The 20,515-nt window shown below is 58.3% G+C and carries 1 protein-coding gene; it reads left to right on the top strand.

Going from position 1 to position 20,515, the window contains the following annotated elements; all coding sequences use genetic code 11:
- Window positions 1-148: 148 nt before the first annotated feature.
- Window positions 149-20,515, top strand: coding sequence for an amino acid adenylation domain-containing protein (locus KQH60_RS07945; protein ID WP_237575927.1), 20,367 nt, complete (start codon window positions 149-151; stop codon window positions 20,513-20,515).

Below are 20,515 nucleotides of genomic sequence, written 5' to 3'. Positions count from 1 at the left end.
CACGGACTCATAGTCGCAACGGGAGTTGCCCTAGTTTGGCTGCAAGGGCGTGAGGCGACAGACACGGTTTGACGAGTGACAGCTAGCAGAGCAACCAGCGGCATCGCCCGGACATGATTGCTGTGCACAATGACCAGGATAGTAATTCGTGAACAGACAAGACAGTAAGGCCCTTTCCGGTTGGAACGATACCCACCAGGCATACCCACTGGACAAGTGCTTGCAGCAGTTGATCGAAGAGCAGGTCGAACGCAGTCCGGACGCGGTGGCAGTTCGTTTTGAGGGCCAGGCCTTAAGCTATCGCGAGTTAAACCGGCAGGCCAATCGGCTGGCCCATTACCTGCGGGAGCTAGGAATCGGGCCCGATAGTCTGGTGGGCGTTCAGATGGAGCGATCAGTCGAGCTGATCATTGCACTGCTGGCGATTATGAAGGCCGGTGGCGCTTATTTGCCGCTGGACCCTGGCTATCCCGATGAGCGATTGGCTTTGATCATTGAGGATGCTGCGGTGACAGTGATGCTGACGCAGCAGCGTTTTCGTGGGCGGCTGGCGGGATATGACGGCGAAGTGCTTTGCTTGGACGATGCGAATCAACAAGCGCTGTCTGGCAACGAGGCCAATCCTGTGCCAATCAATGGTCCCGATGATCTTGCCTATATCATCTACACGTCGGGTTCTACCGGCCGGCCTAAAGGCTGCATGCTGCCGCATAAGGCGATCTGTAATCGTCTGCTGTGGATGCAGCGCCATTATGACGTTGGACCAGCCGATCGGATCTTACAAAAAACGCCCTTTACTTTTGATGTCTCAGTCTGGGAGCTGTTTTTGCCGCTGCTCAGCGGCGCTTGCTTGGTGATCGCCAAGCCGGAGGGCCACAAGGACGCGCATTACCTGGTGGAGGTCATTCAAGCGGAGCAGATCACGATCTGCCATTTTGTGCCTTCGATGCTGCGCTTTTTCCTTAAGCATCCAGCGGTCTCCGAATGCGTATCGCTGCAGAAAGTATTTGTGAGCGGCGAGGCGCTGACGCACGATTTGCTGCTCCAGTTTCGCCAACTGCTGAGCGCCGAATTGCATAACTTATATGGTCCGACCGAAGCGGCGGTGGACGTGACCTATTGGCGTGGCGAGCCGCGAGAAGACCAGTTAGTGCCAATCGGTCGACCTATCGATAATATCCAAATATATATTCTGGATAACAAAGCAAATCAGGTGGCGATCGGTGAAACCGGCGAGCTATGCATCGGTGGTGTCGGCCTGGCCCGGGGCTATCTCAATCGGCCTGAGCTGACGGCTGAAAAGTTTATCCGCGACCCGTTCTCTGGCGAGGCTGGTGCCAGACTATACCGCACAGGTGACAAGGCCCGTTTTCTCAGTAATGGCGAGATCGAGTTGCTTGGCCGTTTCGATTCGCAGATCAAGTTGCGAGGCTTTCGCATTGAGTTGGGTGAGATCGAAAGCGCACTGAAAAGCCATCCAGCGATCGACGATGCGGCGGTGCTGGTCAAGGACCCGGGTTCAGCGGATCCCAAGCTCATGGCCTTTGTGGTCGCGCAGGGGCTGGATAAGAAAGCGGTACGGGATTTCGTTAAAGCTCGCTTGCCGGAGTATATGGTGCCCAATCTGGTCAGCTTTATTGACCAGATTCCCGTGACCGCCCACGGCAAAGCGGACCGCAAGGCGCTGCTCACAGGTGACGTGGAGGCGATGGCTCAACCACGCAAGCAAGCGATCAATCCGCAGGCGCTGACCGCCTGGCTGCAGCAGTATTTTATTGAGGCGCTTGGGATCGACGAACTGGCGGTCGATGACGATCTTTTTGATCAGGGCGCAACCTCCTTTACGTTGGTGCAAGCAGTCCACAGCATCCAGCAGCAGCATCAAGTGACGTTACCAGTCGATGTGTTCCTGGAGCACCCGACCATCGCTGCGGTGACCGCTTATATTCTTGATGCTAAAGGCATAACGGCTGACGAGGGGGAGGCGGAGCCGCTAAGCGCTGCACCGGCTTGCCAATCCACGGTCAGTGGTTCAATCGCGTTAGAAAAAGTCAGCTTTGATCCTCGGGCATACTGGCGAGCGGCCAAGGGTTCATCTGCGAATCTCGAACGGCTTGGACGCCTGCTGTCGCTGCTACGAGAGGTGTCGCTAGACGGCCACGGCAAGTACCTCTATTCGTCAGCGGGTGGCTTGAATGCTGTCCAGTGCTATCTGTATGTGGCTCAAGAGCGGATCGACGGCTTGGCTGGTGGCGTTTATTATTACCAACCGCAGCTCAATCGCCTGCTGCCAGTGAGCGTACCGGCCAAGCTAGATTCACAGGCCTTGCCGCCGGGGCAACGCGCGCAGCTGGCTGAGGCTGGCTTTGCATTGTTCCTGATCGCCGAAAATGACGCGATTGCGCCAATCTACAATAAAGCGTCACCCTTCTTACTGGTGCTCGAGGCGGGTTATATTGAGCAGCTATTGTTGTCCCGTCAGCGCGACTTTGATATAGCGCTGACCCCGGCCTATGGCGTAGATTTTGCGGCGATTGCCGGGTTGTTTAAGTTACGGCCGAGCCATCGGTTCCTACACTGCCTGATCGAGGGCGTTGCGCCGGCCGCCCTGGCTGTGGTGGGTCAAGCACTCAATGAGCACTGGCGTCAGCCTGGCCCTTTGTTTGCTGATTTTCTCAGTGAGAAAAATAACGGTTTCGCGTTACCGACCCGGGAGGAATTGGCTCAACTGCACGAAGAGCAGCGCCAGATCCGCCATGACTTGCCGGAGCAAGGTGACGGCGTCATCGAGCTGTGCGCTGAGCCGATCAGCGCTGACGCCCTGCGACTGCGGGCTGCTAAGCGGCAATACTGCGATGGACCGCTGAATTTAAGCCAGCTGAGTCGGCTGTTGAACCTGTTGCGGGCCGATCAAGACAATGGGCGGTTATACAACACCGAGGCTGGGTTAGCGCTGAAAATTTATTTGCACGTTGCTGAACAAAGCGTACAGCAAGGCTGCCAAGGGCCATGTTTGCCCGCCGGAATATACCGCTACCAGAGCGACAGCCATAGCTTAGTGCGAGTCAGCGACGGCGATCTAGCGGCAATCAACGGTTGCTATACACCGTTTAACCGTAAGCATGCCCATCAGGCACGGCTGCGAATTTTTATCATTGCCGGTCGTTCTACGACTTACGGTGATGAAAGCCGTTATTTCAATTTGCTTCAAGCAGGCAGAATCGGGCAGTTACTGCTAGAAAAGCAGGGTGAGTTCGGCATTGGCTTGTGCCCGATCGGATCGATGTATTTCAACAAGATCCGTGACGCGTTCGATTTAGATGACGGCGATGAGCTGGTGCACAGCTTTGTGGGCGGTGCGGTGATGCAATCATTGCCCGCTGACTGGCCGCGGTTGGAAATTCACAAAACCGATGAATCCGCTCAAGTCGCTCACGCGTCGGCGCATGGGGTCGATGAGCCCTTGTCGACCCGCGTGCTCAACGAGCATTTCAATGGCGACGCGATGGCGATCATCGGGATCAGCGGTCGCTATCCCGGCGCCGCGAATCCTGATGAGCTATGGCAAAACTTGAGCGCTGGCCGCGCGAGCATCCTCCCATTGAGTCGTGAAGCGCTATGCTACGGTCGTGATGATGCGAGCGATTCGCCACAGTGGGCAGTGGGTGCACTGGCCGGTAAGCAGTTATTTGATCCATTGCTGTTTAAGATTACGCCGGCGGAGGCGAAAACGCTCGATCCTCAAGAGCGCTTGTTCTTGCAAGCGGTCTGGCACTGCCTGGAAAGTAGCGGCTATACCGCTGCGAGCCTGCGGCAGCAGGCCGAGCGCATTGGCGTGTTTGTCGGCGCAATGTGGGGCGATTACCAGCATCATCAGCCGACTGGACAAGGCGAGCGGGCCACCTCGTTCCTGTCGGCGATCGCCAACCGTGTGTCTTTTTTCAACGATTTCAATGGCCCCAGCGTTGTTTTAGATACCTCGTGCTCGTCGGCGATGACTGCGTTGCATTTTGCTTGCAACAGTATTCGTCAGGGCGAGTGCCACGCAGCGATTGTCGGTGGCGTCAACTTGATCAGCCATCCGTCGCACCTTGAGCTGCTGACGTCACTGAAGCTGTTGTCCGACGATAGTCAATCTTATCCGTTTGGCCGCCATGCCAATGGATGGGTGGCTGGCGAAGGTGTTGGCGCACTGTTGATTAGGCCACTCAAAGACGCCGTGCGGGATGGCGATTCTATCCTCGGCGTCATCCGCGCGACGGCGATCAGCCATAGCGGTAAGACGTTCCGTTACGGTGCGCCCAATGCCGATAGCCACGCTTTGTCGATGCGTCGAGTCCTACAACAGGCGGGATTGTCTGCTGACGAGATCGGCTATGTCGAGGCCGCAGCCCCCGGCGCCAGCCTGGCGGATGGGGCTGAGTTTGCGGCGATCAGTAACGTGTTTGGCGCTCGCCGTAGCGATGCGCCGCTGTTGGTAGGATCGATCAAAGCCAATATCGGCCACCTCGAATCCGCGTCGGCGCTGTCGCAGATCACCAAAGTGCTGATGCAGTTGAAACACCGGCAGATCGCGCCGACGCTCGGCTGCAATCCGCTCAGCCCGATGATTTGTTTGAACGACAACCACCTTGCCATTGCCGATCAGCTGAGCGACTGGCGAGGACCGCAGTGCGCGCTGATCAATGCCTTTGGCGCCAGCGGATCCGGTGGCCATCTGATTCTTGAGGCGCCGCCGCAACAGGCTGCTGTACGGCAAAGCGACGGGCCTTGGCTGTTTCCGTTTGCCGCCGCGAGTGGCGAGCAGCTTGATCAATTGGTTGCAGCGTTTGCTGACGATATGCAAGCTGGACGGTTTGGCGACGCCAGCCTTGGGGATATCAGCTATACCCTATGTGTCGGCCGAGTCGCGCTCAACCATCGCCTGGCGGTCGTGGCCGATAGCCGCGACGAGTTATTGGAGCAACTGAAAGATAAAAATTCGGAGAGGCTGCTGCGCGGCAGCCTCAAAAAAGAGCCGCAGCCTGGCCGTATTGAAAAGGATCTTCAGGGACTGGACCGCCAGGCGTTGACAGCGATTGCCGGCCAATGGGTCGCCGGACAAAGCAGCTTAGCGCAGATTGCACCGCACCACCATCGTCGGGTGGCGTTGACGGCTTATCCATTTGCGGCCATCGATTGCCATATCGCTGCGTCGGCAATCAGCGATTGCGCCGAGGTGCTGCGAAACGACGCACCGCAGCCAGAACACGATGAGGCGCTGCGACGAGCACTGGAAAGCCATATCAAGCGCCATTTCTCAAAGGTATCGGCGATTCCTGAAAGTAACCTCGATTGTGAAGACACCTTCGATCGTTACGGCTTGACGTCGCTCATGATCACCACGCTCAACCAACGCTTGGCCCAGGAGTTTGGCGAGCTGTCGGCGACCCTATTTTTTGAGTACCAAAGCATTGCTGCGCTGGCGGGCTATTTTGTCGCCGAGCATCCGCTGCGCAGCAGGCAATTACTCGGGATTCAGGCGACGCAGCCCATTTTGGCCGCCAGGGCGCAACAGCCACAACGCGTAACGGCATTGCGACGCTACGAGCGTGGCGAGCGAAATGAGCCGATCGCTATCATTGGCCTGTCCGGTCGGTTTCCCGGCGCGGCGGATATCGACAGTTTCTGGAACAACCTTAAAAACGGTGTCGATAGTATCAGCGAGATACCCGCTGAGCGCTGGGAGCACAGCCAGTATTACAGCCGTGACCGCAGTTTAAAAGGCAAGATCCACACCAAGTGGGGCGGCTTTATCGATGACATCGATCGTTTCGACCCGCTGTTTTTCAATATTTCGCCGCGGGATGCCGAGCGGATGGATCCGCAAGAGCGGATCTTTCTCGAAACCGCCTGGCGCACGCTCGAAGACGCCGGCTACGATCGAGGCGGGCTGCAGCGTCATTACCAGGGTGAAATGGGTGTGTTCGTTGGGGTGATGCACGGCGAATACTTGCTTTATACTCGCTCGAGCGCCGCGGACTGCACCGATGATGCGGTCGATTCATCGTTTGGTTCGATCGCCAATCGCGTGTCTTACATCTTGGACTGCAACGGTCCGAGTATGGCGGTCGACACCATCTGCTCATCGTCGTTGACTGCGCTGCACTTGGCGGTCGAGAGCCTAAGACGCGGCGAGTGCCAATTGGCCCTGGCCGGTGGCGTCAACTTGTCATTGCATCCGAACAAATATTTCATTCAGTCCCAGTTGACGATGTCGTCTTCTGACGGTCGCTGTCGCAGCTTTGGCGACGGGGGCGACGGTTTTGTGCCCGGCGAGGGGGTTGGAGCGGTGTTGCTCAAGCCGCTGTCCCGAGCCGAGGCCGACGGCGACAACATCTATGCGGTGATCCGGGCGACCTCAATTAATCATAACGGTAAGACCCATGGCTACACCGTGCCCAGTCCCCATGCTCAGGGCGCCATGATCGCCGATTCGCTTGACAAGGCCGGCATGGACCCACGAGAGCTGAGTTATATCGAGGCCCACGGCACGGGCACCGCGCTTGGAGATCCGATAGAAATCACGGGCCTGCAATCGGGCTTTACCCGGCGCAGCGCCACGCTGGGCAGCGCGATGGCGCCGGCACAACACTGCGCGATTGGCTCAGTCAAGTCCAATATTGGGCACTTGGAGTCAGCGGCGGGCATTGCCGGGATCGCGAAGGTGCTATTGCAGCTGAAGCATCGCCAGTTGGCGCCCTCGCTGCATTCAAAGCGCCTGAATTCCAACATCCCTTTTGCCGATTCGCCGTTTTATGTCCCTCAACAGCTGGAGGAATGGCGGCGGCCAGTGTTGAATCTTGATGGTCGGGAGCGAGAGTATCCACGTGCGGCTTCGGTATCGTCTTTCGGATCGGGTGGTTCAAACGGGCACGTGATCATTGCTGAGTATATTGCCCCGACTCGGGACGATGACGTCGGCGGGCAGACAACGATGATTCCTTTGTCCGCAAGGACACCGACTCAATTACAACAGCAAGTCGAGCGATTGCAACAGTTTCTGCATCGGACGGATGCTGAGCATACGCTGCCGCGGCTGGCAGATCTGGCCTTTACGCTGCAGCAGGGCCGGGAGCCGATGGATTATCGTCTGGCCTTTATCGCCGAGTCGATCAACCAATTGCAGGACAGGCTGGCGCAAAGCGCCGAGCTACTGGCCAACCAGCCCGAACCGTTCGGCTTCTTTGATGGCGTTCATATCGGCCGGGTCAAAGATCATAAGGCGGCAATAGCGGTGATCGCCCATGATGAGGATATGGCGGCGACCTTGACCGCCTGGGCGAACAAACGCAAATACGACAAGCTGCTGGAACTGTGGGTCAAAGGGTTGGCGCTTGACTGGGCGTTATTTGGGCAGCCGAAAGAGACAGCTAGGCGGATCAGCCTTCCAAGCTACCCCTTCGCTCGCGAACGGATCTGGGTCTCTGGCGAGTCCCACTTCTCGTCGCTGGGACAGCCAAGCGGTGGGTCACGGATGCATCCTTTGCTGCACACCAACGTATCGGACTTGTCGCAGCAAAAATTTATCTCCCTATTCAACGGCAGGGAGTTCTTCCTGCGGGATCATCGGGTCCGTGACCACAAAGTTCTGCCGGGCGTCGCCTACCTTGAAATGGCGCGCGAGGCAATTCTCCGCTCGCTGGGAGAGCGGGTGCCAACCGGCGTGCTGAGCTTGCGCAATCTAGTGTGGTCGCAGCCGGTCATGCTCAGCAAGCAAAGCGACGACTCGGTCGAAGTAGAGATCCGTATCGACAGTCTTGACGAACATCGACTGACCTTCGACATTCTCGAGCGCAAGCAGCAGGGGGTGTGCTGTCAGGGCGAAGCGGTTTTTGTTCAGGATGCCGACGAACCGGCAGAATCGTTGACTTCGCTACAAGCGACGATCGGCGGCCATATTATTGAAGCTGATGCGTTGTACCGGCTGTTCGACAGCATGCAGATCTACTATGGTCCGTGGCACCGATCGGTGAAAGCGCTGCGGATCGATGGTGGCCAAGTGTTGGCGCGGATTGAGCTACCGCAAGCGCTGACCTCAGATCATAAGCAACTCGTTTTACATCCCAGCCTGATGGATGGCGCGTTGCAGGCGACCATAGGCTTACTCATCGCGGATCAGCTCGATCAAGGATTGACGCCGCAACTGAAGCATACCTGGGTACCTTTTGCGTTGGCGCAATTACAGTTGAGCGGCGCTGAGCTGGGTGATCAGATCTGGGCTTGGGTGCGTCCTTGCACCGAGCATGCTGAAGCGGGGCAGTCGACATTTAATATCGATATTTATAATCAACGAGGCCAACATTGCGCCGCGCTGCGTGAATTTTCGCTACGGGTCATGAAAAAGCCGTCACCGCTGGAAGTGATGCTTGAAGATCGGCCAGGTAGCGACTGTTATCTGGTGGAAAAGTGGCAACGTTTCTGTCCCCAGGACCTCATTCCGTCTCATGGCCGGCTGCTGCTGGTTGGCAATGATCCCCAGGGCCACAAACAGTTAACCGCCCGTTATCCGCAAGCTGTTGCATTGTTGTTGGATGGTAGTGAGTCTATTGAGCAGCTCACTGAACGGCTGCGCGAAGTCGGGCCTATCGAGCATCTGATATGGCTGGCGCCGACAACGTTGGCGCAGGAGGAGAGTCTCGACGGCATGATCCGCGCCCAGCAGCGTGGCGTGCTGGGCTGCTTCCGCTTGATTAAGGCGCTACTGGCGTTGGCGCTGGATCAGCAGCCGTTGACCTGGACGGTGATGACTCGGGGGGTGCTGGCCCTATCCGACGAGGCTGACCGTAGCCACCAAGCCGTGACCGAGCCAGTGGCACCGGCGCATGCCAGCGTGCACGGACTGATCGGTGTGATGGCCAAGGAATACAGCCACTGGCGGGTCCGGCTGGTGGATCTGCCGGCAGGCGACGGTTGGCCCACGGTGGATCCGCTGTCATTGCCGATCCATCCTCGTGGCGACGCGCTGGCCTGCCGCAACGATGTCTGGTACCGCCAATATCTTGCGCCTTACCTACCGCTGTCGGAAGGGGACGCAACGAATGTGGCCGCCCAGCTAGGCGAGGTAGACAGTCTCTATCGCGATGGGGGCGTGTACCTGGTGATCGGCGGCGCTGGTGGTATCGGCCGACTGTGGAGTGAGTATCTGATTCGCACTCGACGGGCGCAAATCATCTGGCTGGGGCGTCGCGCGCAGAACAACGACATTGACCAGGCGATCGCTGAGCTTGGCAAGCTTGGACCCGCGCCGCGCTATATCAGCGCCGATGCCAGCAATCACGCCGCGCTACGACAGGCGGTGACGCAGATCTGCACCGAGTATGGCAGGGTCCATGGCGTGATCCATGCAGCCATCCAACTTCAGGATCAAAGTCTGGCGCGGATGGATGAGCAACGATTTACCTCCGGCCTGGCCGCTAAGGTAGACGTCTGTGTCCGGCTGGCCGAGATGTTTGCGCACCAGCCGCTGGATTTCATGTTGTTTTTTTCGTCGTTGCAAAGCTTTACCAAGTCAGCTGGGCAGAGCAACTACGCTGCCGGCTGTACCTTCAAAAACGCCTTTGGCCATTACCTTGCACAACAGTGTTCCTACCCGGTCAAAGTGATCAACTGGGGTTACTGGGGGCACGTCGGTTCGGTGGCCAGCGACGACTATCGCCGAAGGATGGCTGACGTCGGTCTCGGTTCGATCGAGGGCGAGCAGGCGATGGCTGCGCTGGATAGGCTGTTGGCCGGGCCACTTTCCCAACTCACGTTCTTGCGGACCTCGCAGCGGCTCAGCGATACATTCAGCCGTCTGGCACTGCCGACACATCCGGCTGGACCTTTTGGCGAGTATGGCCAGAGGCTGACGCAAGCCTACCCGTCGCTGATTGCCCGGATAAAAAAACATCTGGTTGTAGACAACAACGAGATTCGCACGGTAATGCAGCAGATGCAGGCCCGGAAGACAGCCATCGACGAGTTGCAAGGCCGCTTGCTGTACGCCCAGCTGCAGCAACTGGGCTGGTTTAGTGGCGAGCGCGAAATCATCGAGCAGATGAAGCAACGCAGCGGTCTACTGCCGATGTATGACCGCTGGATTGACAAGAGCCTTGACGAGTTGGCGCAGCGTGGCTATCTGTCCATGGAGGGTGAGCATTGTCCGGCAGCCTATCGCGTGGTCCATCCTCAACCGCTAGCAGTTGAATCGCTCTGGAACGAATGGGACGCGCAAAAACTAGATTGGCTAGAACACGCCAGTCTGAGCGCTGAGGTGACCCTTGCTGAAGCCACGCTGCGGGTGCTGCCAGCGATTCTCAGTGGTCGGATCATGGCCACGGACATCATGTTCCCTGACGCATCAATGGCCATGGTTGAGGGGATCTACAAGCATAACCCGGTGTCCGATTTTTTCAACGAAGTGATGCTCAACGCGATGGTTGAGTTTGTCAGCGGACGGCTGGAACAGGCGCCGCAGACGCCGATCCGTATTCTGGAGATTGGCGCCGGCACTGGCGGCACCAGTGCACGGGCGTTTGAAAAACTTCGGCCTTATCAGCGGCAAATCGCGGAATACTGCTACACCGATGTATCGCAGGCATTCCTCATGCATGCGCGGCAAACGTACGGGCCGGACAATCCGTACCTCAGCTATCAACTCTTTGATGTCGCCAAGCCTTTGGCTGAGCAAGGTATCAAGATTGGCCATTACGATCTGGTGATTGCCACCAATGTCCTGCATGCGACGCAGGATCTACGGCGGACGATGAAAAATGCCAAGGCAGCGTTGAAGCATAACGGCCTGGTGATGATCAACGAGATTTGCCGCAACGGCCTGTTTACCCACTTGACCTTCGGCTTGCTCAAGGGATGGTGGTTATTTGACGATCAGGCATTGCGCTTGCCCGGTGGACCCGCGCTTGCGCCCAAACAGTGGAAACAGGTGCTGGAGAGCGAAGGCTATAGGCAGGTCTATTATCCGGCGCTGGCCGACCACGACCTCGGTCAGCAAATTGTGATCGCCGAGAGCAACGGAGTCATTTGGCAGGATCGGCACAGCGACGTGGGACCGACCAAGGTGGCGTCTAAAGGCTTGGCGGTGCGGGCGGCCCCCGCTTCGCGGCCACCGCAGCGGGTTGTCAACACCGTGTCGGTGGGCGAGGTAGCCCCCCAGGCGCTAAAAGAACAGACGGTGCACTATCTTAAGCAGATGATCGGCGGACTGTTCAAAATCCGGCCGGAGCAGATCGATGCCGGGGAGCCGCTCGAGACGTATGGCATTGATTCGATCCTGGTGGTGCAGTTGACCAATCTGCTGCGCGACAAGCTGTCGGGAATCAGCAGCACGCTATTCTTCGAATACCAGACGATCGACGCGCTTGCGGATCATTTTGTTGCGTCACAAAAAGATCAGCTTAGGGCCCTGCTGGGGCTGGACAAGGCGTCGGGGGTCGAACAGCCAGCGTCGGTTGATACCGCCTCGACTCCTGCGGTCAATACGTTAGTCAAGCTAGCAGCCGGGCACCGCTTTGCCGCCAAGACGCCCGACAGCGCACCCAAGGGCCAGCGCAGCACCGAAGTCGCAATCATCGGCCTAGCGGGACGCTACGCGCATTCCGATAACGTCCAAGCGCTGTGGCAGCGCCTAAAAAATGGCGAGAACTGTATCGATGAAGTGCCGGCGGATCGCTGGGACTGGCGTCAATACTTCGATCAAACGCCGGGCAAAAAAGGTTGCATCTACACCCGCTGGGGCGGTTTCATTCGGGAAATCGACAAATTTGATCCGTTGTTTTTCCATATCTCGCCCCATGAGGCGCAGAAGATGGATCCCCAAGAGCGGCTCTTCTTGGAAGAGGCCTATCACTGCATCAGCGATGCCGGCTATACTCCGGGCCGTTTGGCTGAACGGCATCGGGTAGGCGTGTTTGTCGGCGTGATGAACGGAACCTACACGCATCAGTCCAGCTATTGGTCGATCGCTAACCGGGTGTCTTATCAGTTCAATTTCCAAGGACCGAGTATGGCGGTGGATACCGCCTGCTCATCGTCGATCACCGCGATCCATTTGGCGCTGGAAAGCTTGCATAGCGGTGTGAGCGACTGCGTGCTGGTCGGTGGGGTCAACCTGGTGATCGATCCCGTGCACTACCTGCGTCTGACCGAGATGAAAATGCTCTCATCAGGCAAGCAGTGCAAGGCGTTTGGGACGGATGCCGACGGTTTTGTCGCCGGCGAGGGCGTGGGTGCGTTGCTGCTTAAGCCGTTGGCTCAAGCAGAGGCGGACGGCGATCGGATTTACGGCGTGATCAAAGGTAGCATGATCAATGCCGGCGGCAAGACCAACGGCTATACCGTGCCTAATCCATTGGCCCAAAGCCGACTGGTGGCCGACTCGCTGGCCAGGGCCGGCGTTGACGCTAGGGCGGTCAGCTATGTTGAAGCCCACGGCACCGGCACGTCGCTGGGGGACCCGATTGAGATTGCGGGTCTGACCAGAGCGTTTAATAGCGGCGCCGAGACGGCGGCTAAACAGTACTGTGCTATTGGCTCAATCAAGTCCAATATCGGCCATTGTGAAAGTGCTGCTGGCATCGCGGGCATCACCAAAGTGCTGCTGCAGCTAAAGCACCGCCAATTGGCGCCGTCACTGCACGCCGGTGAACTCAACCCTGAGATTGATTTCGCCAACACGCCGTTCGTGGTGCAGCAGTCGCTGGCCGACTGGCATCGACCTGAGGTCATGATCAATGGCAGCCGTCAGGAATTCAAGCGAATTGCTACAGTGTCATCCTTCGGCGCGGGTGGCGCCAACGCGCACGTAGTGATCGAAGAATACGAAGATCATCGACCGCGGCCGGTGATTGTCGTCAACGAGCAGCAGCCGGCGATCATTCCATTATCGGCCAAGACACAGGCTCAGCTATTGCAGCAGGTTAGCCTGTTGCTGCACGCGCTGGAGCAAGACGAGCTGGGCGACGCCGATTTGCCGGCACTGGCCTATACGCTGCAGGTCGGTCGGGAGGCGATGGCGTATCGGCTAGGATGGCTGGCTCGCTCACTCGCCCATTTGAAGACCCAACTGCAAGATTTTATTGATCATCCGTCTACAGCTGCTTGCTATAGCGGCCGGAGCAAAGATCACGACAAGGCGCTGTCGCTGCTGGCTGATGCAGATAGACAAAGCGCCATGGCTAGCTGGATCGACCGCGGCCAGCATGAAAAATTGCTCGAGGCTTGGGTCAACGGTTTAACGCTGGATTGGCGCTTGATGTACCGACAGGGCACGCCGACGCCCATCAGTTTGCCGGGTTATCCGTTTGCCCGTGAGCGCTATTGGCACAAGAATGAGCCGGCGCAAGCGTTAGCGACGAGCGAGAAGCGACTTCATCCGCTCTTGCACCGCAACGTCTCTGACCTACGCGGTTTGCGTTACCTCAGTCAGTTCAGTGGCCAAGAAAGCTTTCTGTCCGGACATCGAATCAACGGTCGCGGCATTTTGCCGGGTGCGGCGATGATCGGAATGATCGATGCAGCACTAACGGACGCATTGGGCAGTGAACGGACTGTGGGCGCGGCGCGGATTATCCGTGATCTGTCGTGGTATCAGCCTTTCAGCGTGGATGCTGCCAATCATGGCGAGCTATTCGTTGAACTGGCGGCGCAGCTAGACGGCGAATACCCAATCGGGATTTGCTCGTATGACTCCGCCGGGCAGTTGCAACTGCATTGCCGGGCGGTGGCTGGGACCGCCGTGGTGCAACCGGCGAACCTTGACTTCATGGTCGCCGACGCTCGCCCAATGGATGTGGATGCCTGCTACCAGCGTTTCACCGCCATGGGCATCGAATATGGCATAAGCCATCGCAGGATCCAGTCGCTGCTGCGCCACGGGGATCAAGCACTGGCTTGGGTTGCGCTGGAAGACGCTGCGGTGAGCGACGGTTACGCTATTCATCCTGCGCTGTTGGATGCCGCGATGCAAGCGGTCATGGCATTGTTGTTTGATGAGCTGGGCGAGCGGCCACCGTTGCTGCTGCCCGAGGGGCTGGCCGAATGTGTGCTATTTGACGATTGCCCGGCCACACTGCAAGTACAGATTCGCAGCGCTGGACGCACACCAGGTGGCTATCGCTTTGATCTGGCTTTGTTTGACAAAAACGGCCGGTGCTGTGCGACCCTCCGTCAATTGTCATTCAAAACGTTGTCTGCTGACAACGACGTTGCCAGTGAAGCATTGCTTTGCCACCGGCAATGGCGTGAGGCTAAGCTCGCTCTGGCCACGGATGCACCGGTGATGTCCCATCTGGTGTTGACGCTAGGTCACCATCCAGCCTTTGCCAACCTGCCGGAGCAGTTGCAAGCGCATCAACACATTTCCAGCCTGGCGATGCACAGTGACGATTATCGACAGGCGGCGCTGGCTCTGGCCGAACAACTCAAACCACTGCTTCACACCGAGCGCCGCTGCTTGGTTCAGCTGGTCATCCCGGCAAACGATCCGCAAGGTTATCGCGGCCTTGGCGGCCTGTTGTACAGCGCCAGCCGGGAGCAGCCGGCGCTCACTGGCCAGTTGATAGAAGTGTCGCCAGGGCTCGATGCGCCGCAATTAGCGTGGCAACTGGCTGCCGAAGGGGCCGCACCCGGTGAGCGCCAACTGCGTTATCTGTCCGAGGCTGGCAAGCTACGGCGCCAAGAGCTAACCTGGCACCACCAGCCATTGAATTCTAGCCCTGCGCCCTGGCGTGCGGACGGCGTCTATCTGATTACCGGAGGCCTGGGTGGCGTTGGCATGATCTTCGCGCAGGCGATCCTGGACGCTGCGCCGGGTGCAAGCGTGGTGCTGTGCGGCCGTACCGAGGCTAACGCGCTGTCGGTTGCCGACAAGTTGGCGCAACTGGGCGTACGATGTCACTACCGCGCTGTGGATCTTGCAGATGCAGGTCAGGTTGAGCGCTTGATCGCTGGAATCATGACGGAACGCGGCGGATTACATGGCATTATTCATTGCGCCGGGCTCACTCGTGACACGCTGTTGTCACACAAAACGCAGCAGGACTTTGAAGATGTGTTCGCCGCTAAGGTAGCTGGCGTGCGCCACCTCGACCAATGCAGCGCTGCGGTGGCATTGGACTTCTTTGTGCTTTGTTCATCCATCGCCAGCGTACTGGGCAACGCCGGACAGAGTGATTACGCTGCGGCTAACGGTTATCTCGATGCCTTTGCCGGTCTGCGTAATCAACGGGTCGCGGCGGGACAGCGCCATGGCCGCACCGTGGCAATCAACTGGCCGCTGTGGCTCGAAGGCGGCATGCGAATGGACGATGCCGCCCGGCGTGCGCTGGCGCAACGCACTGGCATCAAAGCGATGACCGGTACAACGGGCATTCGGGCGCTATACCAGGCGCTGCAAAGCGATGAAGATCAGTTAATGATATTGGCAGGCGACAGAGACAGGCTAGTCGCGCTGCTGAGCCGTGAACCGGCGCCTGCTAGTCCAGCCATCACAGCGGTTGAAGGCGAAGATGTATTAACTGGATTGCGCCGGTTATTAGCCGACACGATCAAGATCGCTGAGTCGCGGCTTGACAACGACGAGCCGTTTGAAAAATACGGCATTGACTCGCTGATGGTCATGGACATGACGGCGACGCTGGAAAAACGCTTTGGGCCGTTGCCGAAGACGTTGTTTTTTGAATATCCCAGCTTGCAAAGCCTGGCGGATCATCTAGTCGCGCGGCTGCCGCAAAGACCCGTTGTCAGTCAAGTCGCGCCTGTTGCCGGCGATTCGTTGATCGCGCAGCTGCGAGCAATGCTGGCGAGCACCCTGGGGATTGCGCTGGAACAGATCGATGATGCGCAGTGCTTCGAGCAATATGATCTTGACTCGCTGATGATCATGGAGATGACTAGCGTGCTCGAAAAACGTTTTGGCGCTTTACCGCGTACGCTGTTATTTGAATACTCCAGCCTGCAGCAACTGGCGCACTATTTAGCAAACCGGCAGCTCGAGCCGCAGGATACGATGGCGGTGGCCACGACCGACGAACAAAAGCCGCTGACAACGCCAGCATCCGGAGGCAAGGGCAGTCCGTGCCGCCGGCTGTTCGACAGTGTGGCGAATACGACAAGCCCCCGTGTCCAGCAAAGTCTGCAAGGTAGCCAGCCAGGTCCTCAGCACAGCGGCGATATCGCTATCATCGGCGTGGCGGGGCGCTATCCGGAGGCTGAAAATCTAGAGGCCTTTTGGCAGAACCTACGTGAAGGCAAAAACAGCATCAGCGAAATTCCGGCCGAGCGCTGGAACTGGCGCGAGTACTACAGCGAAAATCGCAGTGAAAGCGGGGTGCACAACAGTAAGTGGGGCGGATTTATCGACGGCGTCGATCAATTTGATCCCCTGTTTTTCAATATTTCGCCGCTGGAAGCTGAACTAATCGATCCACAGGAACGGCTATTTCTGCAGACCGCCTGGTCGGCAATGGAAGACGCAGGTTACAGTCGCCGCATCGGTGGCGAGCAGAACGAGGATAGCGCGCAAGTTGGCGTATACGTCGGCGTCATGTATGGCGAATATCAGCTATTCGGTGCTGAAGCCAGCTTGCGAGGCCAGCGCATGGGCTTTGCTGGCTGCACCGCCAGCATTGCCAACCGGACATCCTTCTGCCTCAATCTGCAGGGCCCGAGCATGACGGTCGACTCGATGTGCTCCAGTTCGCTGACTGCCATTCACCTTGCCTGTCAGGATTTGCGCCATGGTCGCACCTCGATGGCTATTGCCGGAGGCGTCAACCTGACAATTCATCCCAACAAATACTTGATGCTGAGCAGCGGTCAATTCATCTCGAACCAAGGCCATTGCGCGAGCTTCGGTGAAGGCGGTGATGGCTATGTGCCGGGCGAAGGGGTGGGGGCAGTCATCTTAAAGCGATTGACCGATGCGCAGCGCGATGGCGATCACATCTATGGGGTGATCAAAGGCAGTTACCTTAACCACGGTGGCAAGAGCACCGGTTACAGCGTGCCCAATCCACGCGCGCAGCAGGCAGCGATCCGCGGCGCGCTGCAGGACGCCGGTGTCGATCCGGCAATCGTCAGCTATATCGAGGCGCATGGCACGGGCACCAAGCTGGGTGATCCGATCGAAATCGCTGGCCTGGCCAACGCGTTGGGAACACGCAAACCTGAGCAGACTTGCTGGTTAGGGTCGGTCAAGTCGAATATCGGTCACTGTGAAGCGGCGGCTGGCATTGCTGGGTTGACCAAGGTGCTGCTGCAGTTGAAACATGGGCAAATTGCGCCGTCGCTGCACTCACAAAAACTCAATCCCTTTATTGACTTTGCAGCAACGCCCTTTGAGGTCAACCAGCAACTGCGAGCGTGGCCGCAGCCGTTGCTGAATGGTCAGGCCGTACCGCGGATCGCCGGCATTTCCTCGTTCGGTGCCGGCGGCTCCAATGGCCATTTGATCGTCGCCGAGTACTGTCAAGCCAAGTCTGTGCTTGACGATAGCGGCCAGCCCGAAATGATTGTGCTGTCGGCCCGAGAGCTCGAGCAGCTGCGGCAGATCGCCAGCCGCTTGCTGGCCAGACTCGAGCACTCGCAAGCCACGGATAGCTTGGCGGCCATTGCCTACACGCTACAAGTAGGCCGCGAAGCGATGGAGCATCGCGCAGCGTTCATCACCCGCGGGATGGCAAGCTTGCTCGACGCATTACGTCGCTTGTCAGACGGCGACAGTCGTGGTTGGGTTTGCGGCGACGCGAGCACAACCAGCGAGCGGGTTGAACAGTTTAAAGCCCGCTTTCAGGCGCAGTGGCGCGAGCAACTGGTCAGGCTCTTTACGGACGGTGAACAGCAGTTATTGCTGCAGTTGTGGAGCGAGGGCCTGCCTATCGACTGGACAGCGCTATGGGCTGCCAGCGGTGAACAGCGCCAGCGAATCAGCTTGCCGAGCTATCCGTTCGCCACTCGTCGTTACTGGGCGCCTACGGAAGCCAGACCATTATCGTCATCGAGGGCGATGCCATTGCACCCGTTAGTGCATCAAAACAGCTCAAGTTTTGATCAACAGCAATTTGTGACTGAATTCAGCGGTAACGAACCTTGGCTGAAGGATCACAGGGTGAGTGGGCGCAAAATCCTACCCGGTGTGGCGTATTTGGAAATGATTCGGGTAGCAGTGATGCATTCGTTGGCCCACGGCAAAGCAGACGCTATGGTGATTGAGCAGCTGCATTGGTTAGCGCCGTTGACGGTTGAGTCCGATTCGCGCCGTATGCAGATCAGCCTGGAGCGCGTGGATGAACGGATCAGTGTCAAATTCTTTACCAACAAGGGCGACCAATCCGTGCTGCATGGCCAGGCCACAGCGATGACCGGCCTATCGCTTCATGAAGACCCATTGGATCTGGCGTACTGGCAGGGCTTGAACTGGCGGCTGCGGCTTGACAGCGACGAAGTTTATCGCCTCTTTAGTCAGATGGGCATCGATTACGGCGACAGCCATCGCGGGATTCGCCAGTTGATGGTGGCGCAGCGGGGCGACCGGCGTGATGTGCTGGCGGAGTTGGAACTGGACGGGGCGTTGCCCGACACAGCCGATGACTGGTGGCTCAATCTGGGGATCACTGACAGCGCACTGCAGGCGGCGATCGGCATGTTGTTGCCGCTCGACGGCAGTGCGGCGGATTGGGCGTCGCCTTTAATGCCCTTTGCGTTGGAGCGGCTGGAAATCCTCGCGCCTTGTCGTCGGCGAATGTGGGCGCTGCTGCACAGGGACGACGCAGATAATGCGGCTGGCAAAATGGATATTGATCTTTGCGACGATCAAGGGCAAATCTGCGTACGGTTCTTGGGCTTAAGCTCAAGGCACTTGTCTGCAGATTCAAGACTGCCGAGCGCGGCGCTCGAGCGGGTCGACCCACTTGTCGCCCAGCCGCAGCGGGAAGCGCGACATCTGCTGGCGCCGATCTGGTCGGTGGTCAACAGTGCGGTCGCTGAGCGACGTCAACAGCAGGGCGCGGCGTTGATCTTCGGCGCGACCCCGGCGCGGCGCCAGGCGTTGGCCGAGCTGTATCCCGGCGCGGCATTGGCGTTGGACACGCACGACTCGGAGGCCGACTACCAGGCCGCGCTGAACGCCCAATCGAAACTCGCCGAGGTGATTTGGTTGGCGCCACCAAGCGATGACCACGGTGCCAGCACGTCGGAACTGGTTGCTGCACAACAGCACGGCGTACTGGCGCTGTTCAGATTGATCAAGGTGCTGCTAAGCCTGGGTTATGGTCGCCAGCCTCTACGCTTGACGTTGGTCACCGAGCAGGCAATCAACACGCTGCCTGGCGAGTTTTGCCGGCCAGCCCATGCTGCAGTGCATGGATTGGCCGGCTCTTTAGCCAACGAATATCCGCACTGGCGAGTGCAACTCGCGGATTTGCCCAACGAACAGTTGGCCCCTCTGGCCAATGCGCCATTCGATCACGTTGCTTCGGGTGAATTGCTGGCGCTGCGTCAGAATCAGTGGTGGTTCCGGAAGCTAGCCCGGGTGACGGTCGATGCGCCGCCCGCAACGCAGCAACCCACCTATCGCAACGGCGGCGTCTACCTGGTAATCGGCGGCGCAGGAGGGATCGGCGCAGTGTGGAGCCGCCATGTCATCAGCCGCCATCGCGCTAGGGTGATCTGGATCGGTCGTCGATCGCCGGATCAACAGCTTAAAGCCAAGCTCGATGAACTGACTGCCTTCAGTCTGCGCCATCACGCCCCGGCGCCTGTTTATTTCCAGGCCGATGCCGCAAATGAACAGCAACTGGCCGAGGTACGGCGACACATTATCGAGCGCTTTGGTGAGATCAACGGTGTGGTGCACTCGGCAATCGTGCTTCAGGACCAAAGCCTGGCCAATATGGATGAACAGACCTTTACCCGGGTGCTGAACGCCAAGGTCGCGACCAGCGTTGCACTGGCTCGGACTTTCGAGCCAAGCGCCGCTTCACTGGATTTTGTCCTGTTTTTCTCGTCAATGATGTCCTTTAGCACGGCCGCTGGCCAAAGCAACTATGCTGCCGGCTGCACGTTTGCCGACGCTTTTGCCGATCGACTCAGAGCCGATTGGCCTTGCCCGGTCAAAGTCATGAATTGGGGCTATTGGGGGAGTGTCGGCTCAGTGAGCGACGTCCGTTACCGTGACCGGATGCGCGCGCTAGGATTGGGCTCTATCGAGCCGGAGGAAGGCATGCTGGTATTGGAGCAATTGCTGGGCGGCCTGATGAATCAATTGGCGGTGCTGAAAACTCTTCAAAGTGAAGAGATCGACGGCCTCGACAGCTTGGCTGGACTGCTCAGTGATGAGCAAATCAAGCTTTATCCCAATAACCACGGCAGTATGGCGGTGATGCAGAATCGGCTGACGGACAGGCTGGCAGCGTTAGCGCCGCCGTTTGGTGCAAGCCAAACGACCCCCGGTGTTCCCGGCGCGCTCGAGTGCGTATGA

Origin of the sequence: Mycetohabitans sp. B8 (assembly GCF_021991875.1) — a bacterium.
Classification (GTDB): Bacteria; Pseudomonadota; Gammaproteobacteria; order Burkholderiales; family Burkholderiaceae; genus Mycetohabitans.
This window is presented reverse-complemented; position numbering and strand designations above follow the sequence as displayed.